We start from the raw sequence: 17,495 nt of genomic DNA, 5'->3' as shown, positions 1-17,495 counted from the left end.
CGGCAGCCCCCTGCCCCGGCCCCGCGCCGACGCCGTCGTCCCGACCCCCCCGCCTCCGGAGGCCCGTGTGCTCGTATCCCGCCTGATCCACTCTCTTCCCGCGCTGGCCCTGGTGCTGGGCGTGCTGAACCTGGGCACGGCGCAGGCGACCGGGACTCCGGCCGGCACCGTCATCCAGAACCAGGCGGTCGTCACCGTGGCCCGCGAGGCCTACATCTCCAACCCGGTCGAGACGACCGTGAACGCCATCTGCGGGGTCAGCGTGCGGCCCGACGGCACCTTCACGCGGCCGGCCTTCCGCGTGGGCGCCGGGCCGGGCACCGACACCGTGCTGCCCTACCGGGTGACCAACACGGGCAACGCCGCGTACACCCTGGCGCTCTCGTGGCTGATCGACGGCCGCAGCACCTTCACGCCCGATCCTGCCAGCGTCCGAATCTACCGCGACAGCAACGGCGACGGACTGCAGAGTGCCGGCGACCCGCTGATCTCCAGCCTGAACCTGGACGCCGACGGCGCGGCGGACGTGCTGCTGGTGGCCCGCACGCCGCTCTCGGCGACCGGCAGCGCGTTCATGTCGCTGGTGTCGGCCTGCCCGGGCGGCGGCGCGGTCGACAACGACAACATGGCGCAGCTGCGGGTCGGGCAATTCGCCGAACTGCAGCTGGAAAAGCGGTTCACGCCCGCCACGGTGGCCCCCGGCACGACCAGCACCGTGACCCTGCGGCTGCGGAACACCGGAGCGCTGGACAGCGCCGAGGTGCTCACCGAGGACCTGCTCGCCACCCCCGAACTGCGCGGCCTGGACTTCGTGCCCGGCAGCCTAAAGATCCCCTACGGCAGCGCCGAGTACCTGAGCGCCGGCGGCAGCAGCGCCAGCGAGCCGGCCCTCGTCTCCGGCCTGCGCTGGCGGGTGGCGGGCCTGGGCTCCGGGCAGACGGCCCTGCTGAGCTTCGAGGTGCGCCCCAGCGAACGGGCCGCGCCCGGCCCGCACGTCAACGTGGCGGTCGCCAGCGGCCTGGATCTGGATGTCCCCCTGCGCGCCGAGGCCAGCCTGACCGTGCTGCCCAGCCCCCGCCTGGAACTGGGACCCGCGGGCAACGCCCCGGCCGGCCCCGGCGGCGAGGGCAGCGGCGACGACCTCCAGCGCAGGGACGACGGCGTGGTCGGCCAGCCCAGCTGCTTTCGCCAGACCCTGCACAACGCCGGCAACGTGGCCGATTCGGTCGGCCTGAGCGGCGTCATGGAGGTGGGGCTGGGCAGCGTGGCCCTGCAGACCCTCGACGGACTGCCGCTGCCCCAGCCGCTGCCGCTGGCGGCCGGCGCCTCGCTGGACTTCCTGGCCTGCGTCACGGTCACGGCCGCCGACCCCTCGGGCGGCGCCCGCATCCGCCTGATCACCAGCAGCGCGGCCGGGGCCCTGCCCAACCTAACCCGGGACGAACTGGGCCGGGTGGACGCCCGGCTCCCGGCCCTGAGCAAGACCGTGAGCCCCGAGGGCACCGTGCCGGTGGGCACTGAACTGACCTACACGCTGACCGTGCAAAACCCCTACGCCTTCGCGCTCACCGATCTGGTGCTCGAAGACCGGCTGGACGCCTTCCTGGTCTTCACGTCCGCCAGCGCGGGCGGCCGCTACGACGCCGGCACCCGCAACGTCACCTGGCACTGGCCGAGCCTGCAGCCGGGCGAGACCCTGAGGGTGCTCCTGCACGCCACCGTCGACGACAGCGCGCCCGACGACACCCTGATCTCCAACCGCTTCTCGCTGGCGGCCCGCGAGCTGAACAATCCCGTGCCCAGCCTGCCGGTGACGACCCCGGTCTTCACCAGCGCGATCCTGGTCGCCAAGAGCGTGGCCGAGGCCTCGGTGACGCTGGGCGACCGCCTGAGCTACACCCTGAAGGTGCACAACACCAGCCGGGTCGCCACGGTGCACGACGTGCGCGTGAGCGACACCCCGTCCGTGGGCCTGGCCTACCTGCCCGGCACCGCGAAGCTGGACGGCCGGCCGCTGGGCGACCCGCAGATCGCCGGGCAGACCCTGGCCTGGACACTGCCGGATCTGGCGCCCGGACAGGAGGTGGCCGTGACCTACCAGCTCCTCGTGACCCCGGACGTCAGGGCGCCGCTGGAGAACGTGGTGGTCGTCTCGGTGCGCGGCGCCCGGGGCAGCCAGGTGCTCAGCGCCCGTGCCCACGCCCGGACACGCCTGGAACCGGGAATCTTCGCGCCCACCGCGGAACTGCTGGGTCAGGTCTATGTCGATCAGAACCGCGACGGCCGCTTCCAGGCGGGCCAGGACACCCCGGTCGCGCAGGCGCGGGTGCTGCTGGCCGGGGGCCGCAGCGTGCTCACCGACGCGCAGGGCCGCTACCACTTCTCGCGGCTGCCGCAGGGCGTCTATGCGCTGCGCCTCGATCCGGCCGGCCTCTTCAACCGGCCCCGCCCCGTGCCCCAGGACGGAGGCCAGCCCGGCACCCGCAGCCTGAACCTCAGCGGCCTGACCTCCGTGGACTTCCCGCTGGAGCCCCTGACGGGCGCGGCCAGCAGCCTGCGGGAGACGGAGGTCCGGTACGGCCCCGTGACCCTGGGCAAACGCATCGCTCCGGAAGGCCTGCAGGGCGGACAGCCCGTGTACCGCGTGACCCTGACCCTGAGCAGCCCGGAGGCGCAGCCCGGCCTGCGGCTGCGTGATCCCCTGCCCGAGGGCGCCACGCTGCTGGACGGCCAGCACGACCTGGATCTGGACTTCGCCGGTGGGAGCGCCACCTTCGGCTACCGCTTCACCTATACCGGTGCCCGAGAGAATGCTGTGACAGACCCCACATTAATGTGGGGGGAGCGATGACCCCCCCCCTGTCCCGTAAGGCCCGGCTGGCCCGCTCCGCGGCGCTGACCCTGGCCCTGACCGGAAACCTGGCCCTGGCCCAGACCGTGGCCCCCACAGTGCGGCCGGCCCCCGCCCTGGACAGCGCCGCGCCCGGTGGCTCCGACGCGGCCCAGACCCCCCGGCTGACCAGCCTGGGCCAGCGCCTGAGCTGGGTCGTGGGTGACCAGACCCTGGATCTGCACGTGGCGCGCGCCGGACGGGTCACGCTGGAGCTGTACAGCCCCGGCTTCGATCCGCAGGACTACCGCAGCGCCGACAGTTACGGCGACGAGCGCTACGGCGGCGCCGACCCCGAGACCACCTTCACGCTGCTGGCCGCAGACGGCGCCGTGCTGGCCGAACGCCGCTATCCGGCCGGCGCGCACGACTGGCAGGGGCTGATCGACCAGATCCTGAGTGCCGGCCACTACCGTCTGGCGGTCAGCACCAGCGGCCTGGGCAAGAACAGCTTCGCCGTGCGGCTGGCCGCCGACGAGGCCTCGCTGAGCGCTGCACGGATGAACGTCAACGTGCGCTCGGCCGAGTGGATGCCCGCCCTGGAGCTGGACGCGCAGGCCGGTCAGACCCTGCGCCTCTACGACGGCGACGGCCCCGCCGAACTCGAGGCCCGGCTGCGTGACGACCAGGGCGGGGTCATTCCGCTCGCGGTCAGCGGGCCGCTGGCCTGGGCCGACTGGACCCTGCCCGCTGGCGGCCACTTCCGGGTGGAGCTGCGCCAGCCCGCCGGGGCGCGGCAGTACAGCAACACCGTGGGCTTCGAACTCGTGCAGGGCACCGGCCGCCTGCCGATCCTGCTGGCCCGCGCCGACACGCTGGGCACCCTCAGGCTGCGCGCCGAGGGCCTGACGGGCGAGACCCTCCAGGTGCGGGTGGGCGGGCAGACGGTGAACCTGAGCGCCGTGAGCGAGCTGCGTCTGCCCGCCGGCCGCTACCCGCTGAGCGTGGGCGCCCTGCCCGGAACGACCCTTCAGGCGCCGGCCGAGGTCGAGGTGCGCCGGGGCGAGGTGAGCGAGGCGCCCGTCGTCGCCCGGCGCGAGGCCCTGGCCCTGCGCCTGGAGCGCGTGGACGGGGGCGGTCAGGCGCTGCCGGACCGCACGGTCTGCCTGAACGACACCGTGACGCTGCGGGCGACGGCGCTCGGCACTGGCAGGGCCGACCTGAAGGTGGAGCTGCCCGCCGGCCTGGAGGCCATGGGCCCCACCGAGGTCATCAGCGAGAGCCGCGCCGACGCTCCCGCCGAGCTGCTGGTGCAGGCCCGCGCCACCCAGGCTGGCCCCCAGCCGGTGAGCGCCCGGGTCGGCGGCGCCCGCGCCACACTGAGCCTGAACACCCTGTCGGGCACCGGCGCCCTCGATCTGAGCCGTGAGCCGCTGGGCGAGGTGCAGCCCGGCCAGACCTTCCGTGTGGGCCTGACCGTCCTCAATACCGGCGACGTGCCGGCCGACTACCGCCTCACCGACGATCCCGGAGAGCTGCTGGAAGCCCTGGAACCCACGGTCTTCGCGGGCACCCTGGCTCCCGGCGAGTCCCGCGCCCTGAGCTACCGCGCCCACGTCCGGCCGGACGCGTCGGCCCTCAGCGGCGAGCTGCGGGCGGTGCTGAGCGGCCAGTGCGGCCCCGAGGTGAGCCTGGACAGCGACCTGAAGGTGGGCGTGCTCACCACCGCGCCGGACGTGGCGAACGTGGCGGCCCCGCCGTTCCCCGCGCCCGTCCCCGCCGCGCCCGCCCCCACGGCCCAGCGCCACTCGACCGTGCGGATCAGCGTACAGACGCCGGCCAGCGCGCAGTCCCTGCTGGTGGCCCAGCAGCTTCCGGCCGGCGCCACCTACCTGGCCGGCAGCAGCCGCCTCTCGGGGACGGGCGCGGGGAACGAGACCGCCCTCGCGGAGCCCACCGTCGGCCCCTCGGGAACGCTCTACTGGACGCTGGACGGAACCGCGCCCCTGACCGGCGTCCTGAGCTACGAACTGAGCCACACCGGCCCCCTGGTGGCCACGGCTGCCCCCGCCCTGCTGGCGCTCTACCCCCAGGGCCGCACGCAGCTGCTGAGCGGCACGCTCGACACGGCCGACCGCGCGGCGGCGCGTCCCCTGGGCTCGGCCGGCCCGCGGGAAAATGCCGGCCAGATCAGGCTGCCCCTGAACGGCACGGTCTACCGTGACCGCGATCAGGTGACGGTGGTCGTGGAGGGGCCGGCGGATCAGCCCCTGGAGACCCGCCTGAACGGCGAGCTGCTCCCCGACACCCTGATCGGCCGGCGCAGCGTGGATTCCCAGAGCGGGCTGGCGCGCGTCGAGTATGTGGGCGTGCGCCTGAGCGCCGGCGAGAACGTACTGGGTGCGGGCCTATCCAGGATCCGGCTGGTGCTGGCCGGTACGACCAGCGCGGTGCTCGTGCAGCCCCTGCAGATGGTCGCCGACGGCGTGACGCCGATCCAGCTGCGGGTGCGGGCCGTGGACGAGCGCGGGGTGAGCACGGCGCTGCCCTTCGTCACCCTGCGGAGCGTTCCCGAGCCCACCGTTGCGGACGCCAACCCGCGCGAGGCCGGCTACCAGCTGCGCCTCGTCGACGGCGAGGGCGTGCTGACCCTGCCGCCCCAGACCACCCCGGGCACCGTGAGTGTCGAGACCGACCTGGGCGACGGCGCCCCCCAGCGCCACCGGCTGGCCCTGACGCCCGGCCGCGCCCGGGTGGGCGTGGGGCTGCTGAGCGTGACCGTGGGGCCTGTAGATCCGTTCTCCAGCACGCCCAGCCCCTTCGGCGTGAGCGTGACCGGCCGGGCCAGCCTGGAGACCCCGCTGGGCCGGGGCCGGCTGGTGGTGGCCGCCGACTCCAGCGGCCTGCCCACCAGCCGCGACACCACGCCCGGCTACCCGCTGTACGGCGACCGCAGCAGCGAACAGACCATGTTGCAGGGCCAGGATCCCGTGGCCTTCCAGTACGACCACCCGGACTTCACGCTGGCGTACCGCCAGGGGGCCGTGCCCATCCAGACCGTGACGGTGCCGGTCTCGCCCACCGCCCTGAGCGTGGTCAGCCGTCCCGGCGACGCGCCCTTCCCGGTCACGGCGAGTGCTTTCGCCACCCTGCTGCCGCTGAACAGCCGCGAGGAGCTGATCACGCCCGACGGCACCCGTCTGATCCGGCTGCGGGGCGGCGGCATCGCGCCCGACAGCGAGACGGTCGAGGTGCTGACCACCGACTTCATCACCCACGCGGTCAGCGCGCGGCGCCTGGCGCGCGGCGCGGACTACGTGCTGGACGCCGTGGACGGCCTGCTGAGCCTGGCGACCCCGCTGAGCCGCATCGACCGCGAGCTGAACACCGTGCAGCTGCGCGTGGCCTACCGCCTGGACGGCGACGGCGAGCGCGTGCTGGCCGGCGGCGCCGAGCTGCGCGCCGGTTCCGGCCCGCTGAGCGGCAGCGTGGCCCTCGTGCAGCTGCCCGGCCAGCTCACCGCCGCCGCGCGGGTGAACTACGACACCCAGCCCTTCCACGCCACCCTGCTCACGGCCTACAGCGGGGGCCTGCTGCTCGACGCCACGGCCCGCGCCACGCTGGGGAGCACCACGGGCACCTTCGGCCTTCACCACCAGAGCGCCGGTTACGCCGGACTGAACGCCGGCGGCGCCGGCACCTACGCCAACGCGGCCCTGAGCACCGCGCTCACGGACTCGCTGCGGGCCACCGCCAGCGCGGACTACCGGGCTGCCGCCGAGGGGGCGGGGCAGGATCCGGGCGGCTCACTGGCCGCCGGGCTGGTCTACTCGAACAGACCCTTCACGGTCGGGGCCGGCCTGCGCGCCGCGCTGGGGAACCGCAGCGGCCTGAGCGCCACGGCCCTGCTGGGGTACCACGCCGCGCCCATCGATCTGGAGGTCAGCCACGATCAGCCCCTGAGCGGGGGCGCGCTGCCCACCACCACCTTCAGCGCCCGCCTGGCCCTGGGGGGCGGCGTGGCGGCGGTCGCCCGCGACGAGGTGCGCTGGGGCCAGGGCCACCGTGCCAGCGTGGGCCTGGAGTCCAGACGGGGCGCGACCAACTACGCCGCCGCCTACGAACTGCCCACCGCCGACGGCGCCGGCAACCGCGCCCGCTTCGGTGCCGACACCACCCTGAGCCTGAACCCGCGCACGGGCCTCGCCCTGAGCGGCGCCTACCTGTACTCGCTGGGCCAGGGTCAGGGTGAGCTCAACACCAGCGCCACCCTGCGCTACCAGTCGGACAGCGCCAGCGCCTCGGCCAGCGCCGACTTCTCGGTCAAGGATGGAGTGCTGAGGACGGTGCTGCGCGGCGGCGCCGCCCTGAGCCTGAATGACACGCTGACGGTGAACGCCGACGCCCTGAGCGAGTTCGGCCCGCTGCGCGGCGACCGCTTCTCGGTGGGGGCCGCCCTGCGAAACAGCGAGTGGCAGGGCCTGGCCACGCTGCGCTACAGCTCGGGCAGCCTGGCCGACGGCGCCCCCAGCCTGCTGGGCCAGACCGATCTGGAATACCATCAGCCCGATTACGCCCTGCGCGCCGGTCTGGCCGCCCGTGCCCGCCTGAACGACGCCTCCAGCCTGACCTGGCAGCCCAGCCTGGGCGCCACCTACTACCCCACCCCCCGGCTGGGCCTGGGCGCCCGGCTTCAGGCCAGCCTGCAACCGGGCACCGGCATCAACCGCTACGGCCTGGGCCTGGAGGGCAGCGTCCGGGCCCTGCCCGGCGCCTGGATCACCCTGGGCTACAACGTCCTGGGCTTCGACTCCGTGACCAGCGCCATGACCCGCCCCGGCGCCTACCTCAGGCTCGACCTCGTGCTCGACGAGCAGCCCAACACGTCAGGGAAGTAATCATGACTGGACACTCCGACCTTCCGCGCTCCGTCTGGCACGTGCTGCTCGCCTGCCTTCTGCTCGTTTCCCTGTCCTGGGGCAGCGCGGCCGACCGGGTCTTTTCGCGCCGCTACCCGCCGTTCCCCGGCCCCGGCCTGAACGCCGCCGGCAACATCGCCATCATCGGCAACTCGTCGATGACCTGCCCAACCGCAGCGGCGGGATGTACGGCTGCCCAGACGGCGGCCCCGTCCGCTGCGGCCGCCGCGACGCTGAACAACAACGGCTACACCATGACCTATATCAACCAGGGCGGCGCGCCGGGCAACGGAACGATCAATGCCAGCCAGTCAACCCTGAGCATCCCGGGCGCTTACACCGTGAAGTGGGCAGGTCTGTACTGGGGGGGCGACTCAGCCAACGCAGCACGGGGCAGCATCAAGTTCTCGCGGCCCGGATCTGTCCCCTACCGTACCCTGACCGCCACCACCCTGGACATCGCCACCACGGTCAACAAGTACCAGGGCTTCCTGGACGTGACGTCGGAGATCATTGCCGGTGGAAACGGCAGCTACACGGTGGCCGATATCCAGTCCAGTCTGACGACCGACAAGTACGCGGGCTGGTCGCTGGTCGTGGTGTACACCGAGCCCACCGAGAAGCCGCGCAACCTGGCGGTGTTCGACGGTTTGGTCTCGGTGAGCGGTGCGGCAGTCAACATCACGGTGTCACCGTTCACGACGCCTCCCACGGGCCCGGTCAACGCGCGGGTCGGCATCGTGGCCTACGAGGGCGACCGGGGCACCATCGGCGACGTGCTCAAGATGAACTCCACCGACGGCACCACCACGACCACCCTGGCGACCATGAGCGATGCCGCCCATCTGGCGACCAACTTCTTCGACTCCGGCATCTCGCTGTCTGGCAGCGACACGGCCATCACCCGCACTCCCAGCTACGCCAACAACTTCGGCTACGATATTGCCCTGCTGGACGTGCTGAATCCAGGGCTCAACACCGGAAACGCAGTTATCAAGAACAACGCCAATAGTGCGACGTTGAACCTCACCACCTCAGGCGACGTGTACGTGCCCGGCGTGGTGACCACGGCCATCGAGATCTACGCCCCCAGCGTCACCAACAACCTGACCAAGACGGTGGTCGACCTGAACGGCGGCGGTCTCGAGCCGGGCGACGTGCTGGAATACTCCATTTCGGCCGGCAATACTGGCCAGGACGGCACCAACAACCTGATCCTGACCGATCCCCTGCCCGCCGGGATCACCTTCGTGCCCGGCAGCCTCTCGGTCGCCAGCGGGGCCAATGCCGGCGCCAAGACCGACGTCACGGGCGACGACCAGGCAGACTATTCCGCGGCGACACGAACGCTCACCTTCAGGCTGGGGGTGGGAGCCAATGCTACCACCGGCGGCAACCTGGCGCCCGCCGCGACCACCAGCGTCAAGTTCAGGGCCACGGTCGACCTGAGCACCCCACGCGGCACGTCCATCAGCAACAAGGGCAGCGTGACCTTCACGTCCCAGACGCTGGGCGACGCCTTCAGCGGTGACTCGACCGTCGCCAGCGTCGTGGTGGCCCGCCCCGATCTGAGCCTGACCAAGACCCATGCGGGCAGTTTCACGGTGGGGCAGCCCGGCAGCTTCACCTTCACCGTGAACAATGCCGGGCCGGGCAAGGCCGTGGGCCCGACCACGATCACCGACGTGCTGCCCGCCGGCCTGTCGCTGCCCAACGGCCCTGTCACCCTGGGCGGAGCCAACGCCGCCGACTGGTCGTGTGGCTCGGCCAGCAACACCGTGACCTGCACCAGCCCGGCACCGCTGGCTCTGGGCGCCAGCAGCACCTTCACCCTGAACGGAGTGGTGGTTGGCGCAGCGGCCTCCCCCAGCGTGGTCAACACCGCCAGCGTCAGCACGACCGACGAGACGGCCACCGCCAACAACGGTGCCAGTGACACGGTCACGGTGCTGGCCCCGGATCTGACGATCACCAAGAGCCACACGGGCAACTTCGCCCAGACCCAGACGGGCGCCACTTACACGCTGACGGCCAGGAATACGGGCACCTCGGTAACCACGGCCGCCGTGACCGTCACCGACACCCTGCCCACGGGCCTGACCGCCACCGCCATCAGCGGCACCGGCTGGACATGCACCCTGGGCACCCTGAGCTGCACGAGGTCAGACGCTCTGGCGGCCGGATTGAGCTACCCGGTGATCACGGTCACGGTCAATGTGGCAGCCAGCGCCCCCACGAGCGTGATCAACACGGCGGCGGTCAGCGGCGGTGGCGAGGCGGTCACCACCAACAACGCGGCCAGCGATCCCACGACCATCACCGTCACGCCCCCCGATCTGACGCTCAGCAAAACACATACCGGCAGCTTCGTGGTGGACACGCCCGGCAGCTTCGCCTTCACGGTGAACAACATCGCGGCAGGCACGGCCATCGGCACCATCACCATCACAGATACGCTGCCGACCGGCCTGACCCTGCCCAACGGCGCAGTGACCCTGACCGGCGCCAATGCCGCCAACTGGTCATGTACCTCTGCCAGCAACGTCGTGACCTGCACGAGCACGGTCAATATCCTGGGGGGAGGCAGCAGCACGTTCAACCTGACCGGCATCGTGGTGGGCGCCGCCGCGCTGCCCAGCGTGACCAACTCCGCCAGCGTCAGCAACCCTGGCGAGAGCGTAACAGGCAACAACTCGACTTCAGATGTCGTCAGTGTGCTTGGCTCTGATCTGACCATCACCAAGACTCACGTGGGCAACTTCATGCAGAGCCAGGTCGGCGCGACCTATACCCTCACGGCGACGAACAGCGGCACCGGCCCGACCAGCGGCATAGTCACGGTGGTCGACACCCTGCCCACGCGCCTGAACGCCACCGCCATCAGCGGTGCGGGCTGGACGTGCACTCTGGGCACGCTCACCTGCACGCGCAGTGACGTCCTGGCGGCGGGAGCAAGCTACCCCCCGATTACCCTGACCGTCGACGTGGCGAACAACGCCCAGGCCAGCAGGATCAACACGGCGACCGTCAGCGGCGGGGGTCAGACCAACACCGCCAACGACACGGCCAGCGACCCGACCACCATCACGGCGGCGGCGTCCGATCTGACCCTCAGCAAGAGCCACAGCGGCAGCTTTACCCAGGGACAGACTGGAGCGACCTACACGCTCACGGCGACCAACGGCGGCCTCCTCGCCACCAGCGCCGCAGTCACCGTCACCGACACGCTTCCGAGCGGCCTGAGCGCCACTGCCATCAGTGGCACGGGCTGGACGTGTACCCTCGGCACGCTGAGCTGTATGCGGTCAGACACGCTGGCCGCTGGAGCGAGCTACCCGGCCATCACCGTGACGGTGGACGTGGCTGCAAATGCGGCGAGCAGCGTCACCAATACGGCCTCGGTCAGCGGGGGCGGCCAGACGAACACCGCGAACGACACGGCGAGCGATCCCACGACCATCGCCGCAGGCGGCACGCCCGACCTGACGCTGACCAAGACGCACACGGGCAGCTTCGCCCAGACGCAGACCGGCGCCACCTATACGCTGACAGCGAGGAACAGCGGCACGGCGCCGACCAGCGGCACGGTCACGGTCACGGACACGCTGCCCAGCGGCCTGAGCGCTACCGCCATCAGCGGGACGGGCTGGACATGCACCCTCGGCACGTTGAGCTGCACGAGGTCAGACGCTCTGGCCGCCGGGGCGAGCTACCCCGCGATCACGCTGACCGTGGATGTTGCGGCCACTGCCCCGACCAGCCTCACCAACACGGCCACGGTCAGCGGGGGCGGCGAGCTCACCACGACCAACAACGGGGCGAGCGACCCGACGACCGTCACGGTCACGCCCCCCGACCTGACGCTCTCGAAGAGTCATACCGGCAGCTTCACGGTCGGGCAACCCGGCAGCTTCACCTTCACGGTCAACAACGTGGCGGCGGGCACGGCTGTCAATACCCTCACCCTGACCGACACCCTGCCGGCCGGACTTACACTGCCCAACGGAGCGCTCAGCCTGACGGGCGCCAACGCGGCGAACTGGTCGTGCACCTCGGCCAGCAACGTCGTGACCTGCACGAGCAGCGTGAGCCTCCCCGGTGGGGCCAGCAGCACATTCACCCTGAGCGGCGTCGTCGTCGGCTCGGCGGCGCTGCCCAGCGTGACCAACACGGCCACGGTCAGCACCACGGGAGAGGCGGTCACGACGAACAACGCCGCCTCGGACGTGGTGACTGTGCTCGTCTCCGACCTGACGGTCACGAAGACCCACAGCGGAACCTTCTTCCAGGGGCAGACCGGCGCCACCTATACCATTACAGCGACGAACGGCGGCACGGCGCCCACCAGCGGAGCGGTCACGGTCACCGACACGCTGCCGGCCGGCCTCACGGCGACGGCGATCAGTGGCACGGGCTGGACATGTACCCTCGGCACGCTGAGCTGCACCCGTTCCGACGCTCTGGCCGCTGGAGCGAGCTACCCGGTGCTTACCGTCACGGTGAGCGTCGCGGCCACTGCCCCCACCAGTCTCACCAACACCGCCACGGTCAGCGGCGGCGCCCAGGGGAACACCGCCAACGACTCGGTCGGCGACCCGACCACCGTCGAACCGCGCTTCACCATTTCAGGCACCGTCTATAACGATGCCAGCGCCAACGGCCAGCGGGACACGGGCGAGGCTGGACTCCCCGGCGTCACCCTGACCCTGCGTGATGGCGGCGGCGCGGTGCTCCGAACCACGTCCAGCGGCGCGGGCGGCAGCTACAGCTTCCCGCTGCTGACCGCAGGCACTTACAGCGTGACCGAGACCCAGCCTGCGGGCTTCGTCAGCACCAGCCCGGACACCGTGAATCTGACCCTGACGGCGGGAGACGTCCAGAACGTGAACTTCGGGGAGTACGCGGGCGTGAAGATCACGGGTCAGGTCTTCAGGGACGACGGCTGGGGCGGGAGCGCCCCTCAGGCGAACGACGCCCGTCAGAACGGCACCGAGGCGGGGATCGGCGGCTTCACCGTCACCGCCAGCAACGGCGGCGGCGTGGTGGCGAGCGCGGTCACGGACGGGGCCGGGCGCTACACGCTGTTCCTGCCGTCCTCGGCGGGCAGCGTGACCGTGCTGGCCGCCCCGACCTCCGTCTACACGGCCACGGGAGTCAACGACGGCGCGACGGTGCTGCATCTGGCAACCTCGATCAGCGACCCGCTGGCCTCACGGGGCAGCCTGAATGTGGCGACGGCGGCGGGTTCCACACTTGGCCTCCACTTCGGGCTGGTGCCGCAGCTCGCCCTGACCCCGGACTCCGCGCAGTCGGTGGGCAGCCCCGGCAGCGTGGTCTACCGCCAGCGCCTGAGCCCCGGCACGCCCGGCACCCTGACCCTGAATGTCGCCCCCACGAACGCCACCTTCAGCTACGCGTTGTGGCACGACGTGGACGGCAACGGCGTGATCGACCCCACCACCGACACCCTGCTGGGCACGGGCGGCACCCTGAGTCTGACCAGCACCTCGCCCCGCAAGCCCGACGGCACCCTGGCCGACCTTCAGCTGCTGCTGTCCGTGAGCGCGCCGGCCGGCGTGGCCTCCGGACTGACCGACCCGGCCAGACTCACGGTGACCCAGGTGTTCGCCAACCTCTCTCCCCTGATCCGCACCGCCAGCGTGACCGACACGACCACGACCGGATCGGGCGGCCTGAAGCTCACGAAATTCGTGCGCAACGTGACGGCCGGCACGGGGTTCAGCCCGACCAGCGCCGAGGGGCAGACCGGCGACACGCTGGAATACTGCATCGACTACCAGAATCTGGGCACCAGCCTGCTGCAGACGGCCGTCCTGACCGATCCGGTGCCGTTCTTCACGGCGGCCCTGGATGACTACGCCGTGGGGGCGGGCATCCGACACGTGCCGGGCATCCTGGCCGTGGCGGGCGCCACCAGCACGCCCGGGAGCGCCGTCGACAACCTCACGAGCGCGGCCGACGCCGACGCCGGCACGCTGACGCCGCGCCTGCTGACCGTGCGGCTCGGAGACCTGGGAGGCGGTGGCCGCGGCACCGTCTGTTACCGGGTCAGCGTGCAGTAAGTCCCCGCCCGTCCGTCTCCTCCACTCCGCGCAGGCCGGGACGACCCCGGGCCTGCGCGGGCGTGCCTGGGTTCACCGACCTCCCATCAGACCTGGATATCCGGCCCGATCCCATCGCCCTCGGCGAAGCGTTCGTAGCGCAGCGGCGAGAGGTCGATGAACGGAGTCTCACCGACGGCGAGCTGCGCCACCACCCGGCCGATGGCGGCGGCCTGCATGACGCCGTGCCCGGAGAAGCCGCAGGCGTTGATCCAGCCCTCGGCGCCGGGCAGGCGGCCCACGATGGGCTCCTCGTCGGGGGTGAGTTCGTAGTAGCCCCACCAGCTGGCTCGGCGATCCAGGGCGGCCGCCTCCAGCCACGGAAAGCGCCCCAGGGCGGCCTCCAGGGTCGGTTCCAGCCAGTCCCAGTCCATCCCCTCGCGCCAGCCGGTGTCGCGGGGATCGGCCCGGCCCAGGATCAGCCGCTCGCCCTCGGAGCGCAGGTAGACGCCGCTCGCCAGATCGAAGACCATCGGCACCGGGCGGGGCAGCTTCAGGGGCGCGGTCGTGAAGACCATGCGGCGCGCCGGCCACACGGGAATGTCCAGACCCGCGAGGGTGCCGATCCCACCCGACCACGCGCCGGCCGCGTTGAGGAGAAGAGGCGCCTCGACCCGGCCCGTGGGGTGGCTCACCTCCCAGTGGCCCTGGCGGCGTCGGATACCGGTCACCGGAGTGTCCAGCAGGAAGAGGGCACCCTGGGAGCGGGCCCGGCGCACGTACTCGGAGGTCAGGCTGTGGGCGTCCACCCGGCCGTCGAGCGCGCAGTGGCTGCAGCCGCCCAGGCCATCCGGGACGAAGGGAACGTGGGCCTGGGCCTCCTGCGGGGTCAGCCGCCGGGTGGGCACACCGAGGCGGCGCTGCAGCTCCACGGCGGCGCGGTGACGCTCCCAGCCGGCGTGGGGCACCAGCATCAGGTAGCCCTCGGCGCGGTAGCCGGACTCGGGCATGGCCGCGTATTCGGCGATGCTCTCGCGGGCCAGCAGGATGTTGGTCTCGTTGCCGAACTGGTGGCGCACGCCCGCCACGCTCCGCCCGGTTGAGCCGCCCGCCGGCGAACCCCGCTCGATCACCACGACCTTCAGGCCGCGCTCGGCCAGCCGCCAGGCGCACGCCGCGCCGATGATGCCGGCCCCGATCACCACGATGTCGGCCCGCATGGGGCCGCCGGGGGGCCTCACGCGAGGTCGGGCTCGACCACCGGGAAGCCGGCGACCGGGAAGGTGTCCACGTTGGCCGAGCGCTGCTGCACCAGCACGCCGCCGTCGACCGCCAGGAACTGCCCGGTGATGTACGCGGCGTCGTCGGAGGCCAGGAACAGCGCCGCGCCGGTCATGTCGTCGGCCACGCCGTAGCGGCCCAGGGGCACGGTCTGCTCGCGCTCGCGCAGCTGCTCCTGGGTCAGGCCGTAAGTGTTGATGAACCCCGGCACCACCCCGTTGACCCGGATGCCGTAGGGCGCGAGGTCGAGCGCCATGGCGCGGGTCATCGCCTCGATGCCGCCCTTGGTGGCGTCGTAGGCCACGTTGCCCCGGTGCGCCCGCGTGGCGCCGCCCGAGGACGTGCTGATGATCACCCCGCGCCGCCGCCGGGCCATGATCCGGGCGGCCCGGTGCGAGCACAGGAAGACGCTGCCCAGGTTGACCGCCACGATGCGCGTCCACCAGGCCTCGTCGCCGTCCAGGAAATGGCGGGTGGTGTCGATCAGGCCGGCGTTGTTGTAGAGGACGTCCACATGGCCCAGGGTCTGCTCGGTGGCGCTGAACATGGCGTCCACCTGCGGAGCACTGGAGACGTCGGCCGGCGCGGCCAGGGCCTGTCCGCCGGCCGCCTTGATCTCGTCCACGACTGCCTGGACAGCTCCTGCATCCAAGTCGTTGACGGCCACCCGCGCGCCCTCGGCGGCGAAACGCAGGGCCACCGCGCGGCCGATGCCGCCGGCCGCGCCCGTGACCAGCACGACCTTGTTCTCGAATCTTCTCGTATTGATGTTCATGGGAGTCCTCCAGGGGTGCGCCGACCGAGCGGCTGATGCCAGCGCCAGGCCCACACGTCCGGCGGGCCCGACAGGTCGGGAATGAGATGAACCGATTGTCCGGGGCGCAGCTGCGCGGCCAGCGGCAGGTCGAGCGGGTGGATCACGGCGGGCTTGCTGTAGCCCCCCAGGCGCCCCCGGTCGGCCAGCAGCACGATAGGGTCGCCCGCGGGCGTGACCTGCACGGCGCCCAGCGGCGTGGCCTCGCTGATGACCTGTCCGCCGGGCACGGGCGGGCCGGAGAGGCGCAGGCCCATGCGGTCGAGGCCGGTGATGCGGAAGGGTGCGCGGCCGAGCGCCTGCAGGGCGTCCAGGGTCGCCTGTGGGCCGGGCAGCAGGCGCAGGCGAACGGCGCCCGGCATGGTGCACGGCTCGTCCTCAGTCGGCGTGGCGGCGGGCACCGGCTCCGCCGCCCGCCCCGGCACCTCCAGCCCCAGCACGTCGCCGGCCTGCAGCGCACGCCCGACCCGGCCCAGCAGATCCACACTGCTGCTCCCCAGGAAGGGCGAGGTCTCCAGCCCGCCGGCCAATGCCAGATAGGCGCGCGCCCCGCTGGACGTGGAGCGGAACTCCAGCGTCTCCCCCGCCCGCAGCCCGAAGGGCTGATCCAGCCGCCAGCCCAGGGGCGCCAGACCGAAGCCGGAGACCGCCACCCGGACGTCGCGCAGGGCCGTGAGCCTCGGGCCGCGCAGGGTCAGCTCCAGCAGTGGAGTGCCGGGGGCGTTGCCGACCAGCCGGTTGGCCCGCCCCGCGGCCCACTCGTCGAGGAAGCCGCTGCGGGCCAGCCCGTGGTGGCCCTGGCGCATGCGGCCGGCGTCCATGAGCAGGTCGAGCAGCCCGGCGCGCTCGACCCGCAGCGCCGGGAACTGGGGCGAGCGGGGCCACAGTTCCCGGATGGCCGGCAGCTCGGGCGCCGGGCCATCGGCCGGCACGAAGCGCACCCGGTCGCCCGGCGCCAGCGTGAAGGGCTCCGGCCGGTGGGGGTCGTACACGGTGCTCAGCAGCGTGCCGATCAGGTTCCAGCCCCCCGGCGACGGCAGCGGATACACGCAGGTCTGGGCCGCCGCGATGGCCACGGCGTTGAAGGGCACCGCAGGCCGCGGCGTGGCGCGGCGCGGCAGCTGCAGGGACTCGTGCACCTCGCCCATGAAGGGAAAGCCCGGCGTGAAGCCCACGGCGTACACGTGGTACTCGCGCCCGCTGTGCCGCCGGACGACCTCCGCCTCGTCCAGGCCGGTTCGGGCGGCGACGTCGGCCAGATCCATCCCGTCGTAGCGCACGGGCAGCTCGAGCGCGCGGCCCGTCCACGCCGGCCCGTCGTCCAGACCGCGCAGGTGGCGGCCCACCCAGGCCCGCACCTCGTCCGGGGCCACCTGGGCGGCATCGAACTCCACATACAGGTTGACGTAGCCGGGGCACAGGTCGGTCACCCCCGGCGGCAGATCCTGCCGCAGCGCCCGGTGGAGGGCGTGCAGGCGGGCGTTCTGTGTCAGGTCGAGGCGATCCGCGAACTGGACATAGAAGCCGCTGGGGAGGGACAGGCCGCCGAGATCAGCGGCGGAGTGGCCGCGCGTTCCCTCCATTCAGCG

At 72.2% G+C, this 17,495-nt stretch carries 6 protein-coding genes; 3 read left to right on the top strand and 3 right to left on the bottom strand.

Annotation, left to right across the window (positions count from 1 at the left end):
• The first annotated feature begins 67 nt into the window (after nucleotides 1-67).
• From CVO96_RS19105 to CVO96_RS19095, 3 genes are read left to right on the top strand one after another with little or no spacing between them, the layout of a single operon-like run.
• Entirely contained in the window at nucleotides 68-2,851 is a 2,784-nt protein-coding gene (locus CVO96_RS19105; RefSeq protein ID WP_103314050.1) for a DUF11 domain-containing protein, read from the top strand.
• Nucleotides 2,848-7,728 carry a DUF11 domain-containing protein gene (locus CVO96_RS19100; protein ID WP_103314049.1) on the top strand — a complete coding sequence of 1,627 codons (4,881 nt, stop codon included), beginning with the start codon at nucleotides 2,848-2,850 and terminating at the stop codon, nucleotides 7,726-7,728. The genes CVO96_RS19105 and CVO96_RS19100 overlap by 4 nt, the downstream gene beginning before the upstream one ends.
• Nucleotides 7,729-7,730: 2 nt before the next feature.
• Nucleotides 7,731-13,832, top strand: coding sequence for a beta strand repeat-containing protein (locus CVO96_RS19095; protein WP_103314048.1), 6,102 nt, complete (start codon nucleotides 7,731-7,733; stop codon nucleotides 13,830-13,832).
• Between the two features lie 86 nt (nucleotides 13,833-13,918).
• Here the strand turns inward: CVO96_RS19095 and CVO96_RS19090 are convergent, their stop codons facing one another.
• Genes CVO96_RS19090 through pxpB form a run of 3 tightly spaced genes read right to left on the bottom strand, consistent with a single transcriptional unit; the run spans nucleotide 13,919 to nucleotide 17,489 of the window.
• Nucleotides 13,919-15,031 carry an NAD(P)/FAD-dependent oxidoreductase gene (locus tag CVO96_RS19090; RefSeq protein ID WP_103314047.1) on the bottom strand — a complete coding sequence of 371 codons (1,113 nt, stop codon included), beginning with the start codon at nucleotides 15,029-15,031 and terminating at the stop codon, nucleotides 13,919-13,921.
• Between the two features lie 17 nt (nucleotides 15,032-15,048).
• A complete protein-coding gene (locus tag CVO96_RS19085; protein ID WP_103314046.1) occupies nucleotides 15,049-15,867 on the bottom strand; it encodes an SDR family NAD(P)-dependent oxidoreductase in 819 nt (272 codons plus the stop codon).
• A complete protein-coding gene (pxpB, locus tag CVO96_RS19080; RefSeq protein WP_103314045.1) occupies nucleotides 15,864-17,489 on the bottom strand; it encodes a 5-oxoprolinase subunit PxpB in 1,626 nt (541 codons plus the stop codon). Before pxpB ends, CVO96_RS19085 begins: the two co-directional genes overlap by 4 nt.
• Nucleotides 17,490-17,495: the final 6 nt, after the last annotated feature.

It is taken from the genome of Deinococcus koreensis, assembly GCF_002901445.1.
GTDB classification, from domain to species: Bacteria; Deinococcota; Deinococci; order Deinococcales; family Deinococcaceae; genus Deinococcus; species Deinococcus koreensis.
This window is presented reverse-complemented; position numbering and strand designations above follow the sequence as displayed.